The organism is Shewanella sp. LZH-2 (assembly GCF_016859145.1).
GTDB lineage: Bacteria > Pseudomonadota > Gammaproteobacteria > Enterobacterales > Shewanellaceae > Shewanella > Shewanella xiamenensis.
In genome coordinates, this window is record NZ_CP069350.1 from 1,469,665 (window position 1) to 1,493,173 (window position 23,509).

Sequence of the window (23,509 nt, forward strand, 5' to 3'; positions counted from 1 at the left end):
ATTTGCTTGATTTATGCCAGATATAGTCAAAGCCGTATAAATTGACGTTTGCCCACGCTCTTTTTCCTCTGGGCAGATGTTTAGGAGCTTTTATGCAACAAATGAACAATATCCTATTAGTATCTAGTGCGAAAAATGGTACTGGCTCAAGTAAAATATTGGGGCAAGATGCTAATAGTGAAGACTTTTCTGCCGCTTTGGCTTCAGTGGCATCTATTAGATCACCCTCGACTAACACCAATGTTTCTCCAGATGTTTCTGCCAAATCGGCAAAACAGAAAACAGATATTGATGATACTAGTGCAGATGATGAAGCTGATATTAGCTTGATTTTTGCTCAAATAGGCATGGCAAACGAGATGAAAAAAGCGGCCGCTCCGAGCGACTCTTTGCCGCTTGAAGCTCAATTAACGACAGAAGATGCCGCTAGCATCTTAGCTCCTGCAACAGAGGATGGCGCTTTACCAACGGAAGAGACTATCAAGCCAACTTTTTTAGATGAGCTAGCGAAATTTGCTCAGTCAAATGAAGTTACCTTAACGAATGATACATTAGATGCACAAGTTTTAGAGCAAACGGGTACATTTGTTTTTCAACAAGAACGAGCATCTGCACTTCCAGAAGATATTATAAATAAACAAAATCAGTCAATTAATACAGTAGGTTTGATTGCAACGGCGAATACTGAAACTGTGGATAAGACTGGCGCTTCGACCGATGATACCCTTATAGATGATGCATCAATGCTTGCAGAGATGCGAACTGAAAAATGGGTTAAACCGCCAGAAACCCCCATTTTACCGATTGAAGGGGAATCTATCTCTGAAGCTAACAAGTTAGAGACGAAAGAGGTTGAACTAAGCAATAAGTCGATAAATCTGTCGCTCCCATCAACAGATAAAACGACTGCGCCAACGGTTGGACAGTCACCGTCAGTCAATACAGCTAATGTGTCAGTTACCGATGCTGATGCCGTGATATTAAACTCTACGACTAAAGAGCTTAATGCCTTAGGTGCGGTTTCGGTTGAGCCTAATGCTATTGACGACAATCCTTCACGCGCCGAAATTTCGGCAGGATTATTGTTAAAAGATGCCAAGTTAGCCGTCACACTGGATTCGCGGCAAGAAAACGCCTTATCTTCGCTCGATACTGGCCATGAAGAATCTGTTACAGAATTTAAGCCTGCTGATTTTAAAGCGGTATCGATACAACACTCTTTAGCTAACCAGCAAATTCAACGCCAAGAGATACCACAGGTTCATCTTTCCTTACGTCAAGGCGTTGAAAACCAAAATCAGATGCAGGAAATGATCCAGCGCTTTTCTCCTGTGATGAAACAGCAGCTTGTCACTATGGTTAGCCAAGGTATTCAACAGGCGGAAATTCGCCTAGATCCACCCGAACTTGGACACATGATAGTGAAAATACAAGTTCATGGTGAGCAGACGCAAGTGCAATTCCATGTTGCTCAGGCACAGACCCGCGATGTGGTTGAGCAAGCGATTCCTCGTTTACGTGAATTATTACAAGAACAAGGCATGCAGCTCGCTGACAGTCATGTCTCTCAAGGTGACCAAGGACAACGCCGTGAGGGAGGATTTGCAGACAGTGGCGGTTCAAGTGGTGGAAATGTGGATGATTTCTCGGCAGAAGAACTCGATTTAGGTTTAAATCAAGCAACTAGTTTAAATTCGGGTATAGATTATTACGCTTAAGCAGGTAACCTATAGTAACAAAGTGGATTATAAACTGAGCCTTAATCCCATTCCCAAATTTAGCCTATTAAAGAGAACAGAAAATGGCCAAGGAAGAATCACTAGAACTTGAAAGTACTGAAGCACCAAAAAGTAAAAAGAAGCTATTTATTTTTATCGGTGTGGGTGTCTTTGTTGCGCTATTAATTGGTGGCGCGCTTTGGTTTTTCCTTGGAAGTAGTGAAGAGGCTCCTGTCGAGGCCGAAGGTGCTAAAACCGAAACGGCTGCGCCGGCAGCTGAGCCAGCATTAGCAGCTTATGTGCCGATGCCTCGCCCATTTTTATTTAACCTTCCAGGACCGGATCGCGCTCGGCTTGTCGAAATCAAAGTGCAACTTATGGTCAGAGGTCAAGATGATGATGTGTTGACCCAAAAGCACATTCCATTGATTGAAGATGCGCTGCTAACCACTTTTAGTGGTGCCGATGTGCAAAAGCTAAGTACACAGGCGGGTAAAGATGAATTACGACAATTAGCCCTGTTGAGCGTACAAAACACGTTGCAATCTGTAACGGGACGTAAAGTCGTTGAAAAAGTGCTCTTTACTGGTTTTGTCATGCAATAACCTTTCATCTTCAGCACCTTAAAGAGGCGAAGACAATACTGTGAGTGATTTATTAAGCCAAGACGAAATTGATGCGCTCTTACACGGGGTCGATGATGTCGAAGAGGATGATGAGCTTGATGCCGCTGGGCAGGAGGCTCGTTCCTACGATTTTTCTTCCCAAGATCGGATTGTGCGTGGTCGTATGCCCACGCTCGAAATTGTTAATGAGCGTTTTGCCCGTCACCTGCGGATCAGCATGTTTAACATGATGCGTCGCGCGGCCGAAGTGTCGATCAACGGCGTGCAAATGCTCAAGTTTGGTGAGTACGTACATACCCTATTCGTCCCAACCAGTCTGAACATGGTACGTTTCCACCCCCTAAAAGGTACTGCGCTGATTACCATGGAAGCGCGACTGGTATTTATTTTGGTGGATAACTTTTTTGGTGGTGATGGCCGTTTCCACGCCAAGATTGAAGGGCGGGAATTTACCCCCACTGAACGGCGTATTGTGCAGTTATTACTTAAAATTATCTTTGAAGATTATAAAGATGCTTGGGCACCCGTGATGGATGTGGAGTTTGATTATTTAGACTCCGAAGTTAACCCTGCGATGGCTAACATTGTCAGTCCAACTGAAGTCGTTGTCATTAACTCCTTCCATATCGAAGTGGATGGTGGTGGTGGTGATTTCCACATCACGATGCCATATTCGATGATTGAGCCAATCCGCGAATTACTCGATGCGGGCGTACAGAGTGATAAACAAGATACCGATATGCGTTGGTCACAGGCGCTGCATGACGAGATTATGGACGTTAAAGTAGGCTTTGATGCCACAGTGGTTGAGCACGAACTCACACTCAAAGAGGTAATGAACTTTAAGGCTGGGGATATTATCCCTATTGAATTGCCAGAGTACATTATGATGAGAATTGAGGACTTACCGACTTACCGCTGTAAAATGGGACGTTCACGCGATAATCTAGCACTTAAAATTTACGAAAAAATTCCTCGTCCTGAGACGGTCAAATCCGAATTACAATTAGTGACGCGTAAAGGCAAAGCTAGAGACATATCAGAATTATAAAGGTGGAGTGAGATGAGTACAGATGATGATTGGGCAGCAGCGATGGCCGAACAAGCTCTGGAAGAGGCTAATGCCGTTGATCTTGATGAGCTAGTGGATGACTCACAGCCGATTAGCAAGGCAGAAGCGGCTAAGTTAGATACCATTTTAGATATACCTGTGACGATTTCGATGGAAGTTGGTCGCAGCTTCATCAGTATCCGTAATCTGTTACAGCTGAACCAAGGTTCAGTGGTTGAGCTCGATAGAGTTGCAGGTGAACCGTTGGATGTGATGGTTAATGGCACGCTTATCGCCCATGGTGAGGTGGTGGTGGTAAACGATAAATTTGGTATTCGCTTAACAGATGTAATTAGTCAGACTGAGCGAATTAAAAAGCTTAAGTAATATCACTCATTAAGAAAAAGCCTGAAGGAGCGAGATGAGCACATCGGTAATTCTCTATGCCGCGTCAGCAGCTCAGGCGAGTGTCGCTGAAGTGGCCACCCAAGGTGCAGTGGCGACAGCAAAAGTGACTGAGCCATCACAAATGGCAGCAGCGGCGAGTATGCTCGGTGGGCTTATTTTAGTTCTATTACTTATTTTCGCCTTAGCTTACCTGCTAAGGCGATTTAATTTAGTGCCAACCAATCATAGTGTGCTCAAAACCCTTGCAGTAACATCCCTTGGTCAGAAAGAGCGCCTTGTTTTGGTTCAAGTGGGTGAACAGCAGTATTTACTTGGCGTGAGTGGGCAACAAGTTAATTTAATTGATAAATTAGCTGAGCCTATCGAAATTGAGTCCGTATCTTTTGCGGACAAGCTACGGCAGGCGAAATTAAAACAATGATGAAGTACATACTCACTTTTATAGGGATCAGTGCACTGATGTTTGCGACCTCGGTAGGCGCTGCCGATGGTGTACTGCCTGCGGTAACCGTAAAAACCGCCGCCGATGGTTCGACCGAATATTCGGTTACCATGCAAATCCTATTGCTAATGACTTCGCTGAGTTTTTTACCCGCCATGGTCATTATGTTGACGTCCTTTACCCGCATCATTGTGGTGCTCTCCATTTTGCGCCAAGCGATTGGTTTACAGCAGACACCGTCTAACCAAGTCTTAATCGGTATGAGCTTGTTTATGACCTTTTTCATTATGGCGCCGGTATTTGATAAAATTTATGATCAAGGGGTAAAACCTTATATTGATGAACAGCTTACTCTGCAACAGGCCTTTGATAAGGGCAAAGAGCCGTTAAGGGCATTTATGTTGGGGCAAGTACGTACCACGGATCTCAAAACCTTTATCGATATTTCGGGTTACCAGAATATTAATTCACCCGAAGAAGCACCAATGAGTGTGCTTGTGCCTGCATTTATCACCAGCGAGCTCAAAACGGCCTTTCAAATTGGTTTTATGTTGTTTGTGCCTTTTTTAGTACTCGATTTAGTGGTGGCCAGTATCTTAATGGCCATGGGGATGATGATGCTCTCGCCTATGATTGTGTCATTGCCCTTTAAAATTATGCTGTTTGTACTTGTTGATGGCTGGGGGCTTGTGATGGGCACCTTAGCCAATAGCTTCGGTTAGACAGGCGGAGTACTGAGATGACGCCAGAAGCGCTAATCGATATTTTTCGCGAAGCTCTAGCCGTTATTGTGATGATGGTTTCGGCTATTGTTCTGCCTGGGCTCGGCATTGGCTTAATTGTGGCGGTATTCCAAGCTGCGACCTCAATTAACGAGCAAACTTTAAGTTTTTTACCTCGACTTATTGTGACCTTGCTTGCTTTGATGTTAATGGGTCATTGGTTAGTACAGACCTTAATGGATTTCTTTATTGAAATGGTTAACCGTATTCCTCAAGTGGTAGGTTAATCCCATGGAGTTGCTGCTTGATACGTTAATGCAAACCATTGCTTCGTATATGTGGCCACTGTTTCGAGTCGCCAGTATGCTGATGGTTATGGTGGTGTTTGGCGCGGCAACAACTCCTACTCGTGTGCGTTTACTTCTTGCTATTGCCATAACCCTCGCAATAGCCCCCGTGTTGCCGCCCGTTAAGGATGCAGAACTCTTTTCCTTAAGCGCCGTTTTTATTACTGCACAGCAAATTATTATTGGTGTTGCCATGGGGTTTGTGACCCAAATGGTGATGCAAACCTTTGTGTTAACGGGTCAGATTATCGGCATGCAGACCAGCTTAGGTTTTGCCTCTATGGTTGATCCGAGTTCAGGACAACAAACTCCAGTGATTGGTAACTTCTTCCTGTTGCTCGCAACCTTAATTTTTTTAGCTGTTGATGGTCATCTGTTGATGATCCGTATGCTTGTTGCCAGTTTTGATACACTGCCGATTTCTAATGTGGGATTAACGTTGACCAGCTATCGCGCGTTGGCGGAATGGGGGTCTTATATGTTTGGTGCGGCATTAACTATGTCGCTGTCAGCAATTATCGCGTTATTGGTAGTCAATTTATCCTTTGGGGTTATGACCCGCGCTGCACCACAGCTAAACATTTTTTCGATTGGTTTTCCGATTACGATGATCGGTGGATTGTTAATTTTATGGTTAACCTTAACTCCTGTTATGGCTCATTTCGATGAGGTGTGGGCATCGGCACAGCTTTTGCTGTGTGATATTTTAGGGCTTCAGTGTCAAGCCGATGGCATACTTTAACCGGATAGGAACGCGTAATGGCTGAAGAAAGTAGCGGCGAACGCAGCGAGGAACCCACTGGGAGGCGCCTCGAACAGGCGCGGGAAAAAGGTCAGGTTGCCCGTTCCAAAGAATTAGGTACGGCCACAGTTCTGCTTTCGGCTGCAACAGGACTGTATATGCTCGGCCCTGGTATTGCAAAAGCACTTTCCAATGTGTTTGAACGTGTGTTTACCATGGATAGAGCTGCAATTTTTGATACTAATCAAATGTTTAATGTCTGGGGCGTTGTCGGCGGCGAAATAGGTTGGCCGTTGCTTAAGATTATGCTGCTGATTGTGGTGGTGGCATTTATCGGAAACGTGTCCCTTGGTGGAATGAATTTTTCTACCCAAGCCATGATGCCTAAAGCCAGCAAAATGAGCCCGATTGCGGGTTTTAAACGGATGTTTGGTGTGCAAGCCTTGGTTGAATTAACGAAGGGCATTGCTAAGTTTTCTGTTGTTGCGTTGGCGGCATATTTTCTTCTAAATCATTACTTTAATGATATTTTACTCCTTTCTGCCGATCATCTTCCTGGGAATGTCTACCACGCCTTAGATTTACTGGTATGGATGTTTATCCTACTTTGCTCTTCCGTATTATTCATTGTGGTAATCGATGTGCCATTTCAGATCTGGAACCATAATAAACAGCTGAAAATGACAAAGCAGGAGGTCAAAGACGAGTATAAAGATACCGAGGGTAAACCTGAGGTCAAAGGGCGAGTCCGCCAAATGCAGCGTGAATTAGCGCAGCGACGCATGATGGCCGAAGTTCCCAATGCGGATGTGATTGTGGTGAACCCTGAGCACTATGCAGTGGCGATAAAATATGATGTTAAGCGCTCTGCAGCACCTTTTGTGATTGCTAAGGGCGTCGATGAGGTTGCCTTTAAAATTCGTGAGGTAGCAAGGGCGCATAATATTGCCATTGTTACTGCACCACCACTTGCGCGGGCGATTTACCATACAACGAAACTTGATCAACAAGTCCCCGAAGGCCTATTTACCGCGGTAGCACAGGTACTCGCTTATGTATTCCAGTTAAGGCAGTATCAAAAAGGGCGTGGCCGCAAACCTATCCCTATCCCCGTTAATCAACCTATTCCTGAAGATCTGAAGTACTAGGGCGTGTTGACGTTTCAGGGTTATTTTTGCAGCAATTTGGCTAGCTTTTATGCAAGACAAAGTCCGTGCAGTGTAGTTATTCTACATAAACGGACGATAACGCAGCAGAAAAGCCAGCCAAATGCTGCCCGAAGGGTTCGTCTGGCAAGCCCTTGCTCTTACTTTCTGTCATAAGAGCCGCTCGTCATTTGAGTAGAATAAACATCATTCCTCGTTTCGCGAGCACGTGCTTGCCAGAGCGAACAAAATTTAATCTCGAAACGTCAACACGCCCTAGGAACGATAGATGTTTCAGTATTATTTTTGCAGCCAAATGCAGCCATCAGGAATCGTCTTGTAAGCCCTTACTCTTACTTTCTGTCATAAAAGCTGCTCGTCATTTGAGTAGAACAACCACACATCTTTCTTCGTTTCGCCCCAGAATGAACAAAATGTAATCTTGAAATCTCAGCAAGTCCTAGTAACGAGTAAATAGTGCTCTAACCTAAAGTTAGCTAGCTACATATTAGCTTCACTACCTGATTGTTAGTTGTTGGCGTGCTTTTTGCTTTTAGGCTGTTATACGTCAAAGTTTAGGTATCTGTGAATGGATGTTAAAGCCTCCCTAGGCCAAGTAAAACAGTTGAAGCTAAGCTCTTTTAAGGGCATAGGTACGCCAGCACTAGTGCTTGCAGCATTGGCGATGATTGTACTGCCAATTCCCCCGTTTCTACTCGACATCTTATTTTCCTTTAACATTGCTTTAGCCTTGATTGTGCTTTTGGTCGCGATTTATACCGATAGACCTTTAGACTTTGCTGCCTTTCCAACCGTTTTATTAGTTGCGACACTGCTTCGACTTGCACTTAACGTGGCATCGACCCGTGTGGTATTACTCGAAGGTCACAACGGTGGTGATGCGGCGGGTAAGGTCATTGAAGCCTTTGGCTCCGTTGTGATTGGTGGTAACTATGCCGTTGGTCTAGTTGTATTTATCATTCTGATTATTATCAACTTTGCTGTTGTTACCAAAGGTGCTGGCCGGATTGCTGAGGTGAGTGCTCGCTTTACCTTGGATGCGATGCCTGGTAAGCAAATGGCAATTGATGCTGACTTAAATGCGGGCATCATTAATCAAGATCAAGCCAGAACCAGACGGGCTGAAGTCACCCGCGAAGCTGACTTCTATGGCGCAATGGACGGTGCGTCTAAGTTCGTTAAGGGCGATGCTATCGCGGGTATCATGATTTTAGTGATCAACATTCTCGGTGGTTTTATTATCGGGATTGTGCAGCATGGTTTGACATTCTCTCAAGCGGTTGAAATTTATACCCTCTTAACAATAGGTGACGGGTTAGTCGCCCAAATCCCAGGCTTATTACTGTCAATTGCTGCGGCATTGATGGTAACTCGCCAAAATGAATCTGGCGATATGGGTCAGATGTTGATGAGTCAGATGTTTGACAGTCATAAATCGCTAGGGATTGCTGCTGGCGTATTGTTCGTTATGGGGATTGTGCCTGGAATGCCGCACATGGCGTTTTTAAGTTTCGCCGTTTTAACGGGATGTGCGGCTTATTTTATATTTAAACGTAATGAGGCTAAACGTGCCAAAGCCCTCGAACAAGTCAAAACGGGCCCAACGGAAAGAGCTGAAAGAGAGCCTAAGGAACTTAGCTGGGACGATGTGCATCATGTTGACACTATCGGTCTTGAAGTGGGTTACCGTTTAATCCCCTTAGTCGATAAAGGTCAAGGTGGAGAATTACTCAGCCGGATCAAGGGCGTACGTAAAAAGCTTTCGCAAGAATTGGGATTCTTGGTTCCTGCGGTTCACATACGTGACAATTTAGACCTTTCGCCTAATGCCTATCGTATTTCTCTTATGGGCGTTGTTGTGGGTGAGGCGGATATTCGCCATGACTGCGAGCTCGCCATTAATCCAGGACAAGTGTACGGTAAGTTAGATGGCATTGAGACCCGTGACCCTGCCTTTGGTCTAGAAGCCGTGTGGATTGCCCCCGAACTGCGTGAACATGCCCAAACCTTAGGGTATACCGTGGTGGATGCCGCGACGGTAGTGGCAACTCATATCAGCCAAATATTGACGAATAATGCAGCAAAACTTTTAGGCTACGAAGAAGTGCAACAACTGATGGATATGCTTGCTAAACACTCGCCTAAGTTGGTGGATGGCTTTATTCCTGATGTGATGCCGCTCGGAAATGTCGTAAAAGTGATGCAAAACCTATTAAATGAAGGAGTTTCTGTCAGAGACTTGCGTACCATAGTGCAAACTTTGTTAGAATACGGCACTAAGAGTAACGATACTGAAGTGTTAACAGCGGCGGTGCGTATCGCATTGAAGCGCATGATCGTTCAAGAGATCTCTGGCCCTGAACTCGAAATCCCTGTCATAACTTTGGCGCCAGAGTTGGAACAGATGTTGCATCAATCAATGCAAGCAACGGGTGGCGATGGCCCCAATATCGAGCCAGGTCTTGCGGAGCGTATGCAACAATCCTTAGCGGATGCCGCTCAAAAGCAAGAAATGGTCGGACAGCCTGCCATTTTGCTAACGTCTGGTATGTTACGTGCGACCCTGTCTCGCTTTGTTAAATATACTATTCCTAATCTCAGAGTGATTTCTTACCAAGAAATCCCCGATGAAAAGCAAATACGCATCGTATCTGCCGTCGGCCAGTAGAGGACGCATAAGTGAAGATTAAACGTTTTTTTGCCAAAGACATGCGTGCTGCACTGGCCCAAGTGAAGGACACGCTCGGCTCCGATGCGGTGATTATGTCCAATAAAAAGGTGAACGGCGGTATTGAGATTGTCGCTGCCGTTGACTACGACGAGCCAAAAGCGAAAGCGCCTGCTGCCACTCCGACCTTTATGGATGTGAGTGATGACTTAGTTTCGCTCGGCGCCAAAGCGCCGATCCGCGCTGAAACTAAGCTAAAACCCTCGGCGCCAGCGGACTCACTCCAAGCCTTGCTTGAGAAGCAACAAAATCGTTTAAACCAACAACTCACGCATCAACAACAAGATGCTGAGCTTCCTGCATGGGCTAAAGGATTACAAGCCACCGCAGCTGCGCCTAAAGCTGAGCGCCGTGATATGGGCAATCCCTTCGATAAAAAGTCACAGAGTTCGCAAAAGCAAAATGCCGATCTTGAAGCCATGCGCGACGAGTTATCATCCTTACGTAATTTGTTGACCCATCAGGTTTCAGCATTGATGACTGAGCATAAAAAGCGTATCGACCCTGTCGGTGCCATGCTGGAGTCAAAGTTGTTGGAGGCCGAGTTTTCACCAGCGGTGGCAAACAAATTAGCTGCGCTGAGCCAACACTATACTCCTGCAGAATTAGTTCGTGCACTGCCGCAAAGTCTTGCTAATATGCTTGATAATCAAGGTGATGATATTGTTAAGCAAGGCGGTGTTGTGGCATTAGTTGGTCCCACTGGTGTGGGGAAAACCACTTCCTTGGCTAAACTGGCCGCACGCTTTGCTGCTCACCATGGTGCTGACCAAGTGGCATTGATTACCACAGATCATTATCGTATTGGCGCCTATGAGCAATTGGCCACCTATGGCAAAATCATGGGCTGCCCAGTCAAACAAGCCCATGACCTTGCTGAACTAGAGCAAATTCTGTATCAGTTTAGAAATCGCAAGCTAGTATTGATAGATACCGCGGGTATGGGCCAACGAGATATGCGGCTTTACCAGCAACTTGATAATTTAACTGCAAATAGCAGAATACCTATCCGCAGTTATCTGGTACTGTCTGCCACAGGACAGCGCCGCGTGCTGCAAGATGCTGTAAATCACTTTAAACGCATTCCCTTATCTGGTGTTGTACTCACCAAACTTGATGAATCTGTGTCGTTAGCGGGCGCATTAAGTGTGTTGATCCAAAGTGGATTGCCATTAAGTTATGTTACGGATGGGCAGCGAGTGCCCGAAGATATGAAAGTTGCTGATACTTTGATGCTCGCTGAGCAAGCATTAGCGGCCTTAGAAAACACAGAACAACAATCGTTACCAGACACAGCGTGGTCAGATAATATGACCTGTGCATTTGAGTAGAGTTATGACCCTGGATCAAGCAAGTGGTTTACGTATGATGAATCAACCCTATAACGAAAAAGTGAAAGTAATCGCGGTTACGGGTGGTAAAGGTGGTGTGGGTAAAACCAGCGTATCCATCAATACTGCCGTAGCATTAGCCGAGAAGGGCAAGCGTGTCTTAGTGCTTGATGCTGACCTTGGCTTAGCAAACGTCGATGTCATGTTAGGGATCCGTGCTGAACGTAACCTTTCCCATGTATTGTCTGGCGATGCTGAGTTAGATGACATTATTGTCCGGGGGCCTAAAGGTATTGGGATTGTGCCAGCCACATCGGGTACTCAGGGAATGGTAGAGCTAAGTCCTGCGCAACATGCGGGCTTAATTCGTGCTTTCAGTGAGATGCGCACCCAGTTTGATATTCTCATCGTGGATACTGCCGCGGGGATTTCTGACATGGTACTCAGTTTCTCCCGTGCGTCACAGGATGTGTTGGTTGTTGTTTGTGACGAACCAACGTCTATTACTGACGCCTATGCATTAATCAAAATCCTCAGCCGTGAACACGGCGTCTTCCGCTTTAAAATTGTTGCAAATATGGTGCGTAGTTTACGCGAAGGTATGGAATTGTTTGCTAAACTCAGTAAAGTGACCGACAGATTCTTGGACGTGGCACTTGAATTAGTTGCGACCATTCCATTTGATGAAAATTTGCGTAAATCGGTTCGCAAGCAAAAGTTAGTGGTTGAAGCTTATCCTAAGTCTCCCGCTGCAATTGCTTACCAAGGCCTAGCGAATAAAATTATGAGCTGGCCAGTACCACAGCAACCTGGTGGGCATTTGGAGTTTTTCGTTGAGCGCTTAGTTCAACGACCAGATTTTCAAGAGGAAAAAACGAGTGAATAAAGCCGCAGCGTATACTTGTTTAGACAATAAAACGTCAATCGTTGAACAGTATGCACCGTTGGTTAAAAGAATTGCACATCACTTGCTCGCCAGATTACCTGCCTCTGTACAGTTAGATGACCTGCTACAGGCGGGGATGATGGGATTGTTAGAAGCATCATCTAAGTTTGATGGCGGTAAAGGTGCAAAGTTTGAAACCTTCGCCGGCATAAGGATCCGTGGCGCCATGTTGGATGAAATCCGCCGTGGCGATTGGGTTCCTCGTTCTGTCCACCGAAATAATCGTCGAGTTGCCCAAGCTATTGATGAATTAGAGCAAGTGCTAGGTCGTGATGCGCGCGACACAGAAATTGCAGAAAAACTTGATATGACGCTCGATGAGTACCATCATATTCTTAACGATGTTTCTGTTGGTAAAATCATAGGGATAGAAGACTTAGGCGTATCACAGGATATACTCACTACAAGCGATGATATTAGCGATGGTACGTTTGAGGTCTTGGCAGAAACCCAGTTTCATTCTGCACTTGTTGAGGCGATAAAATTATTGCCCGAAAGGGACGCGCTAGTGCTATCGTTATACTACGATGAAGCATTGAATTTAAAAGAGATTGGCGCCATTCTTGAGGTAAGCGAATCGCGTGTTAGCCAGATATTAAGTCAGGCAATGTTGCGACTCAAAGGCAAACTCAAGCATTGGACATAAGTATAATTATTAATTGAGCACTGAATGTCAGCTCACCGGAGGAAACCTTGGACAAGAATATGAAGATTCTCATCGTTGATGACTTTTCGACAATGAGACGTATCATCAAGAACTTGTTGCGAGACTTGGGCTTTAACAACACCCAGGAAGCGGACGATGGCTCAACCGCCTTGCCAATGTTGCAAAAAGGCGATTTTGATTTTGTCGTTACAGACTGGAATATGCCAGGCATGCAGGGTATCGATTTACTTAAAGCCATTAGGGCCGATGACTCCTTGAAGCATCTACCAGTATTAATGGTCACTGCCGAGGCAAAACGTGAACAAATTATTGCTGCTGCACAAGCGGGTGTGAATGGGTATGTGGTAAAGCCTTTTACCGCAGCAACATTGAAAGAGAAGCTAGATAAAATATTTGAACGACTCGCTTAAGCAGGGATGAGCTATGAAGTCACATACATCAGGGCTCATCACGCTCGAGCATGCTCAGCGTTTAGTCGAACTGTTAAGCGCGAATGAACAAAATCAAGCTGATGATTTATTAAGAGAACTGGCAGCTCCTCTTCAGAGGGAACTTTTTGATGAGGTAGGCAAACTCACTCGCCAATTGCATAGCGCTCTTATGGATTTCCAAATCGATAATCGGTTAGTTGAGTTAGCAAATACAGAAATACCCGATGCTAAGGAACGGCTAAGTTATGTCATTGACATGACTGAACAAGCTGCAAATAAGACTATGGATGCTGTTGAGGAGTGCTTGCCGTTAGCGAATGCATTAACCGCGAACATCCAACAAGTGATGCCATCGTGGGACAAATTAATGCGTCGTGAAATTGCCCTCAGTGATTTTAAGGTGCTTTGCCATAACGTTCAGCATTTGATGTCGCGAAGTGAATTGGACTCAAACCGATTACGCGAATTGCTCAACCAAATATTGATGGCGCAGGATTTTCAAGACCTGACTGGACAAATGATCCGCAGGGTAATCGATCTAGTGATGGAAGTTGAAAGTAATCTGGTGTCTATGCTGACGGTGTTTGGTGAGCAGCCAATGATTGAGAGTCAGATTACTCAGAAAAATAATATTGAAGCTGAAGGGCCGATAATGAATGCCGAGCTTCGTCAAGATGTAGTAACAGGTCAAGACGAAGTGGATGATCTGCTATCGAGTCTGGGTTTCTAACTGGGAGTCAATTTGATGGCCTTTGATGTAGATGAAGAGATACTCCAGGACTTTTTAATCGAGGCGGGGGAAATATTAGAGTTGCTTCAAGAGCAGCTTGTTGCCCTTGAGAATAATCCTGATGATACTGACTTGCTAAATGCCATTTTTAGGGGGTTTCACACCGTAAAGGGCGGCGCAGGTTTCCTAAGTTTGACTCCCATGGTTGATGTCTGCCATGAGGCAGAAAACACATTCGATTTATTGCGTACTGGCAAGCGCAGTGTCACAGCAGAATTAATGGATATTATTCTTCAAGCTGTTGATGCGATTAACACCATGTTTGCTCAAACCCAGCAGGGAGAGCAACAAGATCCTGCTGATGCTGCATTACTTGCAAAGTTAAAGTTACTTAGTTCTGGTGAGCCTCTGCCGTCAGAATTAGGACAAACTGCGTCAGAGCCTCAATCTATTGCTGAGCCCGAACCCGTTATTGAAACTGTTGTTGACGTTGTCGCAGTTGAAGAGATGCCTGTTGAGGCTGTGAGTTCTTCAAACTCAAGTATTGATGAGATTAATGAAGCGGAGTTTGAGGCTTTGCTTGATGCACTGCACGGTAGTGGAAAAGGTCCCGGTGTGACTAACACTACTAATGCTGATGTTGTGGCAGTACCCACTGCGTCAACTCCCTCTGTATCAAATACAGCCAAGCCCAAAGTACAACAAGCTACCAGCTCGGGTGATGATATCACTGACGATGAGTTTGAAGCCCTGCTTGATGAGCTTCATGGTTCAGGAAAATTTAATGGCAAAGTAGATACACCTATATCACCTCAGCCTAAGGTTGAAACTGTTGCTGTGCCAGTGTCAACACCAACACCAACTGCTGTTGCTGTCGATTCAGACGAAATTACTGACGATGAATTTGAGCGTTTACTCGACGAACTTCATGGAAAAGGTGGGGCACCAGCCAAAGCTGTTGCAAAAGTGGAATCTGCGAAACCGACTCCCACTCCTGCCACATCTACTGCGGCTCCTGCTGTGCCTAAAGCCAGTGTTACTCCGGTAACACCTCCAGCGGTTAAACCTCAGGCCGAAGTTGCGCTCGCCGAGAAGGCTCCTGTTAAAGCGGCCGCAGCCTCATCTGCAAATGTTCCTCAAGGTGAAACGACCGTTCGCGTAGATACTGCACGACTCGACCAAATCATGAATATGGTGGGAGAGCTAGTATTAGTACGTAACCGTTTGGTGAGTTTGGGCATTAGTCGTGATGACGAAGAGATGTCTAAGGCACTCGCGAATCTAGATTTAGTGACTGCTGATTTGCAAGGCGCGGTCATGAAAACCCGTATGCAGCCTATTAAAAAGGTTTTTGGCCGTTTCCCTCGCGTTGTTCGTGATTTAGCCCGTACGCTCAATAAAGAAATTGATTTAGTGTTGGTCGGTGAAGAAACTGACCTTGATAAAAACTTGGTTGAGGCGCTGGCGGATCCTTTAGTTCACTTGGTCCGTAACTCGGTCGACCATGGTATTGAAATGCCAAATGACCGTGAAGCCTCTGGCAAACCCAGGACGGGGACGATTACTCTATCGGCAAGCCAAGAGGGTGACCATATTCTGCTAAAAATCGAAGATGATGGCGCAGGTATGGATCCCGAAAAGTTAAAACAAATTGCCATTAAACGTGGCGTGTTGGATGAAGATTCCGCTGCGCGTATGACGGACAATGAAGCTTATAACTTGATCTTTGCCCCAGGCTTTTCGACCAAGGTCGAGATTTCAGATATCTCTGGTCGTGGCGTGGGAATGGACGTGGTTAAAACCCGTATCACCCAACTCAACGGTACTGTGCATATTGACTCGATGAAAGGCAAAGGCACCATACTTGAGATTAAAGTGCCGTTAACCTTGGCAATTATGCCAACGCTTATGGTTGATGTTGCGAAACAAGTTTTTGCATTACCTTTATCCAGTGTTAATGAGATTTTTCATCTCGATCTTACCAAAACCAATATTGTTGACGGACAACTCACTGTCATCGTTCGCAACAAGGCCGTGCCGCTCTTCTATCTAGAGCATTGGTTGCATCGAAATAAAACTACCTTCAAACATGGTGACAAGAAACATGGTCATGTTGTGATAGTGCAGTTAGGTATGATGCAGATCGGTTTTGTTGTGGATGCACTGATTGGCCAAGAAGAGGTGGTGATTAAGCCACTGGGAGCCTTGTTGCACGGTACGCCAGGTATGGCTGGGGCAACGATTACATCCGATGGTGGTATTGCGCTTATCTTGGATGTTCCTGGGTTATTAAAGCATTATGCGAAAAATAAAAGTTAGTTCCCAAGTTAAGGAATGGAATGGCCATTAAAGTATTAGTCGTTGATGACTCAAGCTTTTTTAGACGACGTGTTAGTGAAATAGTCAATCAAGATCCTGAACTGGAAGTGATCGCGACGGCTGCTAACGGGGCTGAAGCGGTGAAGATGGCTGCTGAGCTTAATCCCCAAGTAATCACTATGGACATTGAAATGCCTGTGATGGACGGTATCACAGCCGTCCGTGAAATCATGGCAAAGTGTCCAACCCCGATTCTGATGTTTTCATCATTAACCCATGATGGCGCTAAGGCTACCTTAGACGCCCTAGATGCGGGTGCGTTAGATTTTTTACCTAAACGTTTTGAAGATATCGCGACCAATAAAGATGAAGCGATTTTGTTATTGCAGCAAAGAGTCAAGGCTCTTGGTCGTCGTCGAATTTTCCGTCCAGTGGCGCGTCCTAGCGTTGCCCCAATTCCCCCAAGACCAAGCACGGGCTCGGTATTAGGGAATGTGGCCACACCTGTTCAAAGTGCACCTGCGCCAGTGCGTACGTCACCTGTATCGTCTATTCGTGCTAGTGGTAAGCAATACAAATTATTGTTAATCGGTACGTCGACGGGGGGGCCTGTCGCCTTACAGAAAATTTTGACTCAGTTTCCAGCAAATTATCCGCACCCTATTTTGCTGATCCAACACATGCCAGCCGCTTTTACCCCAGCATTTGCAAATCGTTTAAATGGTTTATGTAAAATCGAGGTAAAAGAAGCGGCAAATGGCGATATTTTGCGTCCAGGTTGTGCGTATCTAGCGCCAGGTGGAATGCAGATGATGGTAGAGCGTGCAGGCGTCACAGGCCGAATAAAAGTGCTCGCTGGTAGTGCTGAAATGAATTATAAGCCTTGTGTCGATATCACTTTTGCTTCAGCCTCAAAAGCCTACGGTGGAGATGTGCTTGCTGTAGTGTTAACTGGAATGGGAGCTGACGGCCGAGAAGGAGCACGCATGCTTAAAGCTGCTGGTGCGACCATTTGGGCGCAGGATGAAGCGAGTTGCGTCGTTTATGGCATGCCTCAAGCAGTGGCCAGTGCGGGAATTGCCACTCAATCCATTTCACTGGAGCACATGGCTGAATCGATTTTAAAAGAGTCTGCACGTGGCTAATAGCAAGTCACAGATAAGCACAAATATTGTGCTTATTATGGTGCTAATGATGATGACGATCGTTTGTCTTGGTGCCTTAAGTTTCGATTATCATCGAAAAAACATAAAATTGCTTGCTGATGTTAAACGCTTAGCATCGACCCAAGTCGTGCTCATGGTGCCTGATGAGCAAGCTAAGGTCATTGCTGATTGGCTTGCCACACACCCAGAACAAACTAAGGCTATGCTAAAAATGGTGGCGCCTGGTGAACATAATGCGGTGACTCTTGGGCCTGAAATGCCAGCGGCGGATGGTAATAATATTCCGCCTTTACTTGAAAAAGTGCCTGAGATGGATAAACAACAGTTATCCTCTCAGTCACCTGCTGAATCATCAGTCTCTTTGCGTTTGCAAAATGAAGCAGCATTGACAACAGAGGTTCGACAGGAGTCGACTCAAGTTCCTGTGGTGATTTCGGAAAATGCCGACGGTGTTAAGGTGATAAGCCTGCCTAACGGTGGCATAAGAGTCACGACAAGGGAAGAAGAGTAACGTGGTGGGCCGCGTAATCATTTCACTTATAAATGGCACAGAATCAACATTTAAGAGGTCAGTGCTTTGAAAGTCTGGACCATAGCGAATCAAAAAGGTGGGGTCGGTAAAACCACTTCGGTAGCAAGTTTAGCGGGAGCCCTCGCTAAACGGGGGAAGCGCGTCTTGATGATTGATACCGATCCTCATGCTTCACTCGGTTACTACCTTGGGATTGACTCAGAAGAGGTGCCTGGTTCTCTTTTTGATGTATTTGTTGCGCACAATCATCTTACAAAAGAGCTGGTTAAATCGCATATCGTACCAACTTTGGTGGATGGTTTAGATTTATTACCGTCGACTATGGCGCTAGCAACACTTGATAGAGCTTTAGGCCATCAAGAAGGCATGGGACTTGTCTTGCGTAATTTGCTTGCCCTTGTTGCTGATGAATATGATGTTGCCATCGTCGACTGCCCGCCTGTCTTAGGTGTGCTGATGGTAAATGCGTTAGCCGCGAGCCAACATATTGTCATTCCTGTGCAAACAGAGTTCTTAGCGATTAAAGGGCTTGAGCGCATGGTCAAAACTATGGAAATCATGGGGCGGTCAAAGAAGACTCGTTACAGTTATACCGTAGTCCCAACCATGTTTGATAAGCGTACTAAGGCATCTCCTGCTGCGTTGCAGGTGTTGAGTGAACAGTATGGTGAGAGTCTATGGCGTGATGTTATTCCTGTAGATACTAAGTTTAGAGACGCAAGTTTAGCGCATTTACCCGCCTCCCATTATGCAAGCGGTTGTCGTGGTGTAAAGGCCTATGAAAGATTATTAGATTTTCTTTTAGCTGGGGAGTTTGGCCATGTCAAAATCGGTTGATGAAACTGTTTTTGATTTTTTTGAATTATTATTGCACGAAGACGATAGTGCCTTTGGTGCTTCCCCCATTAAATCTCAAGAAAATGTTGTGACCGCTTTTGATAGCAGTAAAAAAACGGAAACTCAGCAGCTCAATAATGCCATTTTGGCAGAGCATGAGCGGTCTAAAGCGGATGTTAAAGCTACTCTAGAGCCTGAAGTACAACCTATTCGGGCAAAAAGCATTGTTACTGTCTCCTCTAAGGAAAGTGCTGAGCCGTTAGTGAATAAACAGTCGCTAGAACGACTGCTTGCGCCAGTCCTAAAAGCGGAAGCTACAGTTGTTGATAAGCCAACGGAGGTTATCGAGCAACCTTTACCAGCACCCAAGCAACCTGTAGTAATAACGGTAGCTGATGTCGATGAGACTGCGAATGTTGCGCCGACGCAAGTCGATAACTTATGGACTGTGCCCGACACTCAAGTCGGCTTTGCGCCTCCAAGTGTGACAAAAGATCTGCAAGAAGTACTCGATGATGAGTTTCAAGTACTATTCTTTAAGGTAGCTGGGTTGACGTTAGCGGTTCCATTAGTCAGTCTCGGTGGTATCGTCAAAGTAGAACGGATTAATCATATTATTGGCCGTCCTTCTTGGTTCCTTGGTGTACAAACTCATCGAGAAGAACAGTTAAATCTAGTGGATACCTGTGCATGGGTTATGCCAGAAAAATACACAGATAAACTGGCGCAATCGGTAAATTATCAATATCTTGTATTATTAGAGGGCAGTAATTGGGGATTAGCTTGTGAGTCCCTGCTTAATGCAGTAAAAATTACCAAATCGCAAGTAAATTGGCGCAGCAAAGCAGGGAAACGTCCTTGGCTAGCTGGTGTGGTTAAAGAACAAATGTGTGGCATTTTGCACGTACAAGCCTTAGTTGAAATGCTTGATGCGGGTTTAGGCTGTCAGGACTCCATTGGTTGAGGTAAACATGAAAGATACAAGAAATGTCGCAGCCGTGGCTGCAAGTAAAGATGATGCAGTATTGCAATGGGTTACCTTTAAGTTAGACAACGAAACTTATGGTATTAATGTCATGCAAGTGCAAGAAGTGCTGCGTTACACCGAAATTGCTCCCGTACCTGGTGCACCACACTATGTTTTAGGGATTATCAATTTACGCGGTAATGTGGTTACTGTTATTGATACCCGCTCACGTTTTGGGTTGCAATCAGCAGAAGTGGATGATTCGACACGTATCGTGATCATTGAAGCAGAAAAGCAAGTCATTGGTATTTTGGTCGATAGTGTTGCTGAAGTCGTTTACTTACGCCGCTCTGAAATTGATAACGCGCCTAACGTTGGTACAGAAGAGAGTGCGAAGTTTATTCAAGGCGTCAGCAATCGTGATAATGAGTTGTTGATCTTAGTTGATTTAGACAAACTATTATCTGATGAAGAGTGGGCTGAGTTAAATCAACTCTAAATATTCATCGGAGGCGGCAGATAGTGTCTATCTGCCGCTTTGCTTTTTGTTATGCGAACGATTCATTTGGCTTTAATTTACTCTTTTAGTTTTAGAATGCCACTTGATGAGTCGGTGCTGATTTCAGCTGATTGTGATGCGTAGGGATGATGAATGGGCGATGAATTTTTAATCGCAGCCTTAGTTTATGTGATTGCGTGTTTAGGTTTAGTTCTTTACCTTCAGAAACAATTAAGTAAGTTGCGCAGTAAAGTTGAAGCGTTAACCGTATTAGTGAAAGAGGGCGATCGTCAGCGCGAGGGATTTAAGCGTGAAATGCAGGAGCTTCGAAGCGGTACCATTGGTATGGGACGTCGTGTGATTGAGCTTGAAAAACGCTTACATCAACAATCTGAACGCATTGAAGAATCTACTCAACAGGATCCCCAAGCAAAGCTTTATACGCGTGCGATGAAGATGGTGGCCCTCGGAGCTGGTGTAGATGAGCTAATCAAAGAGTGTGAATTGCCTAAAGCTGAAGCTGAGTTGTTAATTCGTTTACACCGTAAATAGATGAGCAATTTAGGACGCACTTCGTGATTCTCGGCCACAGCAAAGTGCTGTTCTAGAACGTTGTGGCTCTAGGAGCTAGCCACTTTTGCTTTAAGCCTTATCAACAATCTTCTTATGCATATTGTTCCATTGTTCTGGGAATTTTCCGTCCAACATATATACAAATGCGATTAATTCGGCGATGAGCAGATACAGCTCTCTTGGAATTTCTTCGCCTAATTCAAGCAATCGAAGAAAGTTACTCAGGTGCGGATCTTGGTGAATATAAACGCCTGAGGCCTTTGCTAGAGCGATAATTTCGTCAGCGATTAGCCCTTCACCCGATGCGACTACTTTAGGCGCATGTTTTCCGTCATAACTCAAGGCAACTGCTTGCTGGGTTTTGTATTCTTCCGCCATAGATAGACTCTTTAATTATGCTCTTGTTTTCACAAGAAAATGATCACCAGGCAGCAACGTTGCTGGAACTGGTGCTAATTGGGTGGATAATTCACCCGGTGTAAATCCTAATTGCGATAGTTTTTGTCCCAGTGGAGCCAGAAAGTTATCTACTCGGCGAAGTAATGACTGACTGTCACCTTTGAACTGAATATCTAGTACTTGTTGGTGAAAACGTGCCGATATCAGTAATGGACCCTGGGCGAGATTAAACTTCAATTGTAAATTCCAGCCTTTATGATGTTGCTGTTCATCGCTATCGGCTTCTCGCTCGAATTTACCTTCTAATTGTTCATGACGTTGATTAATCCCATAGGGAAGGGCAAAAAACCACACTAAATTACCATTATTTTCACTACTGGCTTGTTGATAAAGCTGTAGGCTTGAAGCTAGTTGTACCATGCTTTCTAGGCCGCCAGCTTTACTAAATTGTCCCAGCTGGTGGTTAGATAATCCGATTCTAGTTTGGAGTTGCTCTAAGTAATCGGCCAATTTAGCACTCATTTTACTATTGGCATTATTTGCCCTAAACCCCAATAACAACTGAAACAATGAGCTAATGGCTCCCGCATTGAATAGCATTGAGGCTTGACCGAGCTGCGGCGTTGCTAAATTTAAGGTTGCGAGACCAAGGATGCTGTCTTTTAGTTCGTTTGGATCGCTTAATTGGCCTAAAGGATGTGGGCCTAGATGAGGCAAATGTTTTAACAGCTCGGCAGCTAAGTTTGTGCTAGCTCGAGAGACCATCTGCTCGATGGGGAGAGCACCGGCCTTGGTAAAGGCTTTTTGAAGCACTTGATTAACATTGATATTGGCTTCGTTGAGTTTATTTTGTTTGTCTGCACCTAACGAGTCTGATGGGGTTTTAAGATTTAGCTGTGTTTCATTACTGGACAAATTTTTGGTCATCGCTAACTCATTAGCGGGGACCTGTGGTTTAGTCTGTAAGCTGCTAAAGTCCGATTTTGCATGTTGACTTTGCAAAGTATTTGATGCCGTTACGGTATTTTTTACATCCGATGCGCTTGCATCTTTAGTCAGTGCCTTAGGTTCAGGAATAGCCGTTTTGGGATCAATTTGTTGATTGGTAGTTTGTCCTGTCGTCAGCTTTGCTTCAGTAGTGGATTGTAAATTGACACTAATAGCAATCTTGGATGGTGAGTTTTTTACGGATGTCACTTCATCCGCAATAGAACCCGTTTGAGTCTGGGATATTTTTATGTCGGAAATTGATCCACCTTGGGTGCTAGACGTATTTACTTTTGCAGCAGTGCTATCCGTTTGGGGGACTAAGCCCTCAAGTTTCCGTAAAAAACTCGCAATAATCTGAACGGGTTCCATTTTGCTTATCACAACATGACTCGCTTGCTTATCAATAATGGGAAGCTGAGTTTCATTTATCGGAGCGCCAATTTGGATTTCGAGTTTGCTCAGTATTGGGGTCAACACTAAAATAGGTTTCCCTTGTAAAAGGGTAATTTTTGCTTGATATTCACCCGCATTAAGTCGTGTTCCTGGATCCTGTGGCACAACAGTTCCATTCGTAAATTGGAATTCTTTTCCAGTAACAATGACATTAGGGAGAGGGTAGCCCTGTGGGCGGGCAGAGAGAGCATATAATTTTGTCTCTGAAATCCCATTTTGTTGTGCAAGTAATGTGATCGCTTCTGGGAGCTTAAGGTTGACTGTCGAACCCAAGGCAATCAGTTGCGAGGTTTGTGTCATAGCACTCGATTCAGTGGGGCTATTCACGACTTGATTGACTAAAAATTGACTAGCAATAATTAATGCTTGGCGCTGCTGAGCATTAACGAGCTTTAAATTATATTCTGTACCGTTTAGAATAATACTATCGCCTTCAGGAGATAGTTGGACTTCAGCGGGAATAGGACGCGCATTGGTGCTCAGGGCAGTGTTTTGAGTCCCTGAAGTGATTAATGGCGCGTTGGTAATCTGACTAAGTGGAATCGACTCCATACTAAACCTTTGTTGGAATAACTCGCGGTGCGTTATTTAAAAAATTAACAATTGACCAAACTGTTTTGCCAAGTATGCTTATGCGCTTTGTAAAGTCAGTGGCATTTTGTCTGTCATACTTAGTATACGACTCGGATGACTAATCTTTTATCGTCACTTGTTGATGG

Annotated in this window: 24 protein-coding genes; 22 read left to right on the plus strand and 2 right to left on the minus strand. The window is 44.9% G+C overall.

Annotation, left to right across the window (positions count from 1 at the left end; genetic code table 11):
• Positions 1 to 92: 92 nt before the first annotated feature.
• From JM642_RS06655 to JM642_RS06760, 22 genes are all read left to right on the plus strand, one after another.
• On the plus strand, positions 93 to 1,718 hold the full coding sequence (locus JM642_RS06655; RefSeq protein WP_172590031.1) for a flagellar hook-length control protein FliK: 1,626 nt from the start codon (positions 93 to 95) through the stop codon (positions 1,716 to 1,718).
• Between the two features lie 83 nt (positions 1,719 to 1,801).
• The gene (gene fliL, locus JM642_RS06660; RefSeq protein WP_037420354.1) at positions 1,802 to 2,323 is read left to right on the plus strand and encodes a flagellar basal body-associated protein FliL; all 522 of its coding nucleotides are present in this window, start codon (positions 1,802 to 1,804) and stop codon (positions 2,321 to 2,323) included.
• A gap of 40 nt (positions 2,324 to 2,363) precedes the next feature.
• Positions 2,364 to 3,395, plus strand: a complete 1,032-nt coding sequence (gene fliM / locus JM642_RS06665; RefSeq protein ID WP_144344712.1) for a flagellar motor switch protein FliM — start codon at positions 2,364 to 2,366, stop codon at positions 3,393 to 3,395.
• A 12-nt stretch (positions 3,396 to 3,407) separates the two neighbouring features.
• The gene (fliN, locus tag JM642_RS06670) at positions 3,408 to 3,782 is read left to right on the plus strand and encodes a flagellar motor switch protein FliN (protein ID WP_037420360.1); all 375 of its coding nucleotides are present in this window, start codon (positions 3,408 to 3,410) and stop codon (positions 3,780 to 3,782) included.
• Positions 3,783 to 3,816: 34 nt separating this feature from the next.
• The gene (fliO, locus tag JM642_RS06675; protein WP_037420363.1) at positions 3,817 to 4,224 is read left to right on the plus strand and encodes a flagellar biosynthetic protein FliO; all 408 of its coding nucleotides are present in this window, start codon (positions 3,817 to 3,819) and stop codon (positions 4,222 to 4,224) included.
• The gene (gene fliP / locus JM642_RS06680) at positions 4,224 to 4,967 is read left to right on the plus strand and encodes a flagellar type III secretion system pore protein FliP (RefSeq protein WP_172588141.1); all 744 of its coding nucleotides are present in this window, start codon (positions 4,224 to 4,226) and stop codon (positions 4,965 to 4,967) included. The genes fliO and fliP overlap by 1 nt, the downstream gene beginning before the upstream one ends.
• 17 nt (positions 4,968 to 4,984) lie before the next feature.
• Complete coding sequence (gene fliQ / locus JM642_RS06685; RefSeq protein WP_037420368.1) at positions 4,985 to 5,254, plus strand: flagellar biosynthesis protein FliQ; 270 nt, start codon at positions 4,985 to 4,987, stop codon at positions 5,252 to 5,254.
• A 4-nt stretch (positions 5,255 to 5,258) separates the two neighbouring features.
• Positions 5,259 to 6,056 (plus strand): flagellar biosynthetic protein FliR, encoded by a 798-nt coding sequence (gene fliR / locus JM642_RS06690; RefSeq protein WP_069453227.1) that lies wholly within the window; start codon positions 5,259 to 5,261, stop codon positions 6,054 to 6,056.
• A gap of 17 nt (positions 6,057 to 6,073) precedes the next feature.
• On the plus strand, positions 6,074 to 7,204 hold the full coding sequence (gene flhB / locus JM642_RS06695; protein WP_037424768.1) for a flagellar biosynthesis protein FlhB: 1,131 nt from the start codon (positions 6,074 to 6,076) through the stop codon (positions 7,202 to 7,204).
• Between the two features lie 586 nt (positions 7,205 to 7,790).
• On the plus strand, positions 7,791 to 9,890 hold the full coding sequence (gene flhA / locus JM642_RS06700) for a flagellar biosynthesis protein FlhA (protein ID WP_037420379.1): 2,100 nt from the start codon (positions 7,791 to 7,793) through the stop codon (positions 9,888 to 9,890).
• A gap of 11 nt (positions 9,891 to 9,901) precedes the next feature.
• A complete protein-coding gene (gene flhF, locus JM642_RS06705; RefSeq protein WP_037420382.1) occupies positions 9,902 to 11,281 on the plus strand; it encodes a flagellar biosynthesis protein FlhF in 1,380 nt (459 codons plus the stop codon).
• A gap of 4 nt (positions 11,282 to 11,285) precedes the next feature.
• The gene (locus JM642_RS06710; RefSeq protein ID WP_037420384.1) at positions 11,286 to 12,167 is read left to right on the plus strand and encodes a MinD/ParA family protein; all 882 of its coding nucleotides are present in this window, start codon (positions 11,286 to 11,288) and stop codon (positions 12,165 to 12,167) included.
• Entirely contained in the window at positions 12,160 to 12,873 is a 714-nt protein-coding gene (locus JM642_RS06715; RefSeq protein ID WP_047539533.1) for an RNA polymerase sigma factor FliA, read from the plus strand. The genes JM642_RS06710 and JM642_RS06715 overlap by 8 nt, the downstream gene beginning before the upstream one ends.
• 47 nt (positions 12,874 to 12,920) lie before the next feature.
• Positions 12,921 to 13,304 carry a chemotaxis response regulator CheY gene (cheY, locus tag JM642_RS06720; RefSeq protein ID WP_007649667.1) on the plus strand — a complete coding sequence of 128 codons (384 nt, stop codon included), beginning with the start codon at positions 12,921 to 12,923 and terminating at the stop codon, positions 13,302 to 13,304.
• 13 nt (positions 13,305 to 13,317) lie between these two features.
• Positions 13,318 to 14,055, plus strand: a complete 738-nt coding sequence (locus tag JM642_RS06725; RefSeq protein WP_037424753.1) for a protein phosphatase CheZ — start codon at positions 13,318 to 13,320, stop codon at positions 14,053 to 14,055.
• Positions 14,056 to 14,070: 15 nt separating this feature from the next.
• Positions 14,071 to 16,374, plus strand: a complete 2,304-nt coding sequence (locus tag JM642_RS06730) for a chemotaxis protein CheA (protein WP_203433218.1) — start codon at positions 14,071 to 14,073, stop codon at positions 16,372 to 16,374.
• 20 nt (positions 16,375 to 16,394) lie between these two features.
• Complete coding sequence (locus JM642_RS06735; protein WP_203433219.1) at positions 16,395 to 17,519, plus strand: chemotaxis response regulator protein-glutamate methylesterase; 1,125 nt, start codon at positions 16,395 to 16,397, stop codon at positions 17,517 to 17,519.
• Between the two features lie 37 nt (positions 17,520 to 17,556).
• Positions 17,557 to 18,051, plus strand: coding sequence for a membrane anchored protein in chemotaxis locus (locus JM642_RS06740; protein ID WP_109277579.1), 495 nt, complete (start codon positions 17,557 to 17,559; stop codon positions 18,049 to 18,051).
• 66 nt (positions 18,052 to 18,117) lie between these two features.
• The gene (locus tag JM642_RS06745) at positions 18,118 to 18,909 is read left to right on the plus strand and encodes a ParA family protein (protein ID WP_069453224.1); all 792 of its coding nucleotides are present in this window, start codon (positions 18,118 to 18,120) and stop codon (positions 18,907 to 18,909) included.
• Positions 18,893 to 19,873 (plus strand): chemotaxis protein CheW, encoded by a 981-nt coding sequence (locus tag JM642_RS06750; RefSeq protein WP_203433221.1) that lies wholly within the window; start codon positions 18,893 to 18,895, stop codon positions 19,871 to 19,873. The genes JM642_RS06745 and JM642_RS06750 overlap by 17 nt, the downstream gene beginning before the upstream one ends.
• A gap of 7 nt (positions 19,874 to 19,880) precedes the next feature.
• Entirely contained in the window at positions 19,881 to 20,375 is a 495-nt protein-coding gene (locus JM642_RS06755) for a chemotaxis protein CheW (protein ID WP_011073088.1), read from the plus strand.
• A 153-nt stretch (positions 20,376 to 20,528) separates the two neighbouring features.
• A complete protein-coding gene (locus tag JM642_RS06760) occupies positions 20,529 to 20,927 on the plus strand; it encodes a DUF2802 domain-containing protein (RefSeq protein WP_037420401.1) in 399 nt (132 codons plus the stop codon).
• 90 nt (positions 20,928 to 21,017) lie between these two features.
• Here the strand turns inward: JM642_RS06760 and JM642_RS06765 are convergent, their stop codons facing one another.
• Positions 21,018 to 21,326: an EscU/YscU/HrcU family type III secretion system export apparatus switch protein gene (locus JM642_RS06765; RefSeq protein WP_037420403.1), complete on the minus strand. Its 309-nt coding sequence runs from the start codon at positions 21,324 to 21,326 to the stop codon at positions 21,018 to 21,020.
• A gap of 15 nt (positions 21,327 to 21,341) precedes the next feature.
• Positions 21,342 to 23,342, minus strand: a complete 2,001-nt coding sequence (locus JM642_RS06770; protein WP_203433223.1) for a flagellar hook-length control protein FliK — start codon at positions 23,340 to 23,342, stop codon at positions 21,342 to 21,344.
• Positions 23,343 to 23,509: the final 167 nt, after the last annotated feature.

What these genes read in the sequence shown, in the direction of transcription:
- JM642_RS06655 (WP_172590031.1), top strand. Translation starts at nt 93, where the DNA reads ATGCAACAAATGAACAATATCCTATTAGTATCTAGTGCGAAAAATGGT.
- fliL (WP_037420354.1), top strand. Translation starts at nt 1,802, where the DNA reads ATGGCCAAGGAAGAATCACTAGAACTTGAAAGTACTGAAGCACCAAAA.
- fliN (WP_037420360.1), top strand. Translation starts at nt 3,408, where the DNA reads ATGAGTACAGATGATGATTGGGCAGCAGCGATGGCCGAACAAGCTCTG.
- fliO (WP_037420363.1), top strand. Translation starts at nt 3,817, where the DNA reads ATGAGCACATCGGTAATTCTCTATGCCGCGTCAGCAGCTCAGGCGAGT.
- fliP (WP_172588141.1), top strand. Translation starts at nt 4,224, where the DNA reads ATGAAGTACATACTCACTTTTATAGGGATCAGTGCACTGATGTTTGCG.
- fliQ (WP_037420368.1), top strand. Translation starts at nt 4,985, where the DNA reads ATGACGCCAGAAGCGCTAATCGATATTTTTCGCGAAGCTCTAGCCGTT.
- fliR (WP_069453227.1), top strand. Translation starts at nt 5,259, where the DNA reads ATGGAGTTGCTGCTTGATACGTTAATGCAAACCATTGCTTCGTATATG.
- flhB (WP_037424768.1), top strand. Translation starts at nt 6,074, where the DNA reads ATGGCTGAAGAAAGTAGCGGCGAACGCAGCGAGGAACCCACTGGGAGG.
- flhA (WP_037420379.1), top strand. Translation starts at nt 7,791, where the DNA reads ATGGATGTTAAAGCCTCCCTAGGCCAAGTAAAACAGTTGAAGCTAAGC.
- JM642_RS06710 (WP_037420384.1), top strand. Translation starts at nt 11,286, where the DNA reads ATGACCCTGGATCAAGCAAGTGGTTTACGTATGATGAATCAACCCTAT.
- JM642_RS06725 (WP_037424753.1), top strand. Translation starts at nt 13,318, where the DNA reads ATGAAGTCACATACATCAGGGCTCATCACGCTCGAGCATGCTCAGCGT.
- JM642_RS06730 (WP_203433218.1), top strand. Translation starts at nt 14,071, where the DNA reads ATGGCCTTTGATGTAGATGAAGAGATACTCCAGGACTTTTTAATCGAG.
- JM642_RS06735 (WP_203433219.1), top strand. Translation starts at nt 16,395, where the DNA reads ATGGCCATTAAAGTATTAGTCGTTGATGACTCAAGCTTTTTTAGACGA.
- JM642_RS06740 (WP_109277579.1), top strand. Translation starts at nt 17,557, where the DNA reads ATGGTGCTAATGATGATGACGATCGTTTGTCTTGGTGCCTTAAGTTTC.
- JM642_RS06750 (WP_203433221.1), top strand. Translation starts at nt 18,893, where the DNA reads ATGTCAAAATCGGTTGATGAAACTGTTTTTGATTTTTTTGAATTATTA.
- JM642_RS06755 (WP_011073088.1), top strand. Translation starts at nt 19,881, where the DNA reads ATGAAAGATACAAGAAATGTCGCAGCCGTGGCTGCAAGTAAAGATGAT.
- JM642_RS06760 (WP_037420401.1), top strand. Translation starts at nt 20,529, where the DNA reads ATGGGCGATGAATTTTTAATCGCAGCCTTAGTTTATGTGATTGCGTGT.
- JM642_RS06765 (WP_037420403.1), bottom strand. Translation starts at nt 21,326, where the DNA reads ATGGCGGAAGAATACAAAACCCAGCAAGCAGTTGCCTTGAGTTATGAC.
- JM642_RS06770 (WP_203433223.1), bottom strand. Translation starts at nt 23,342, where the DNA reads ATGGAGTCGATTCCACTTAGTCAGATTACCAACGCGCCATTAATCACT.